We start from the raw sequence: 1,731 nt of genomic DNA, 5'->3' as shown, positions 1-1,731 counted from the left end.
CCCTGTAACGCGCCGACCGATTCGGCGCCAAGACCTTCAACAAACACGAAAACTATGGCTGAAACCGGTATGATGTTACGGCCAAGCTGACATGCCATGTTTCAGGGCTCTGTAGTCTGCTCACACTATTGCTTGACGAAGGGACACAGCCACATCTTCTTGCCGCTTTTAGCCTTTGCTTAGCGCCACCACCTCAGAACGAACGTCCGTTGCACGATTGCACGACAACTGGGAAGGACAGTGCCCCTCCCCCAGCAAGTAGGGTTTGAGGTAGTCCAGAGCCGGCACCCCGCCTGAACAAGAACCCAAGCTCGTGGAAGCTATACGGTTTCTAGGCTCATCTGAGCCGATCTCAATGTGCCGGTAAGTTATAGAGGGATATGGTGAGCGCGCTGGGACTCGCACCCAGGACCCTCTGATTAAAAGGCAGAGTGCCTCGCTGAAGCGTGCTCGGCAGCCGTTCAGTATCCCGGCAGGACCAGGATCTTCGAGTTCTTCGGCAGGGTCGCCCGTGACACGGTGATCGCTGCCGTGTTGCTGAACTCCACCGGAAAGTGCTCACGGGCAGAGGCAAGAAAGCGGTTGAGGGTTGAGGAGCCAAAGAAGTGCATCGGGATCATCAGCGGCGCATTGACTGATCGCAGCACCTCCATCATGTCGAAAGTTTCCATTGTGTAGCCGCCGTCCACTGGCACCAGTAGCACATCAATACGCCCAAGCTTCCTGAGATGCTCGGGTGAGAGGGTGTGATGAAGATGACCCAGATGGGCGATGCACAGCTGGGCGGTCTCAAACACGAAGATGGAGTTGCCGTCGTATTCCGTCGCCGCGCCATAGCTGCGGATGTTGGTCGAGACGTTGCGGATGCGCACATCCTGCACGGTCAGGTCGTGATAGGCAGGTCCACCGGCGGGGTTCCAGCCCTTGAGCACATGCTTGATCCCCGGATCCGGGCTATAGCTGAAGTGGGTGGAGTGCGCCTTGTTCATGGTTGCCACGTCAGGCGTGACGGGCGGACGCGTGCCGTCGCTGTAGTCGGTGGCAATCCGCACCCCTTGCGGCGTCTCGATCAGAAACGTGGCGTGACCAACAAACGTCAGCCCAACCTCATCCTGGCGCAAGGCAGCCCGTGAGAACAGAGTGTCTCGGGAGGCAATCAGGCCAGGGCAGCTTTCCGGCTCGGCAGCAGCCACAGGCGTGGTGAGGCTTAGACCAACAAAGACCGCGATCAAAACGGCGCCTCGAGCAAAGCTCAGCATCAATACCTCCAGTGCGTTGGGCCGGCGAAAGAGCAGGTGATCCCGAGGTCTGCAACGAAGCTCAAAGATGTAGGAGCAGCAATCTTTCTGTCCACGTGCGGAACACACACCGCCGATCAGCGCGTTGCCCTGGCACAGATCCACGGATAGGATGATCTATGTCCGATATGCCTGAACCGGATATTCCACCGCTGCCACCGTCGGAGAGCCCTGACCCTGAGCCGGCCTCCGATATACCGCCGCTCGACCCTCTTGACCCGCCAGAAGGTGAGGCGCCCGAGGGAGAGCCTCCGGCCATCCCGACCGATGTGCCGTTCATCCTACCTCCCGGGACGCAATAGACCAACCACAAGCAAGCTAGGCGCATGGGGATTGCGCCTCAGACAATGCCCCAGGCGCGGTAGCGGGTGCGTCCGGTGAGTTCCCGCGGCCGGGCGCCTCCGAGTTGTGCCAGCATCAGGTCGACGGCCTT

The 1,731-nt window shown here is 59.7% G+C and carries 2 protein-coding genes; both read right to left on the bottom strand.

Annotation, left to right across the window (positions count from 1 at the left end; all coding sequences use genetic code 11):
- Positions 1 to 461: 461 nt before the first annotated feature.
- The gene (locus tag JKG68_RS32130) at positions 462 to 1,259 is read right to left on the bottom strand and encodes an MBL fold metallo-hydrolase (RefSeq protein WP_202066461.1); all 798 of its coding nucleotides are present in this window, start codon (positions 1,257 to 1,259) and stop codon (positions 462 to 464) included.
- A 379-nt stretch (positions 1,260 to 1,638) separates the two neighbouring features.
- A complete protein-coding gene (locus JKG68_RS32125; protein WP_281399260.1) occupies positions 1,639 to 1,719 on the bottom strand; it encodes a helix-turn-helix domain-containing protein in 81 nt (26 codons plus the stop codon).
- Between the last annotated feature and the right edge of the window lie 12 nt (positions 1,720 to 1,731).

It is taken from the genome of Microvirga aerilata, assembly GCF_016743775.1.
Taxonomy (GTDB): Bacteria; Pseudomonadota; Alphaproteobacteria; order Rhizobiales; family Beijerinckiaceae; genus Microvirga; species Microvirga aerilata.
The sequence above is the reverse complement of the archived record's forward strand: the minus strand, read 5'-3'. Positions and strand labels throughout refer to the sequence as shown.

Excerpts from the sequence above, each read along its gene's own strand:
- JKG68_RS32130 (WP_202066461.1), bottom strand. The coding sequence starts at position 1,259 with ATGCTGAGCTTTGCTCGAGGCGCCGTTTTGATCGCGGTCTTTGTTGGT.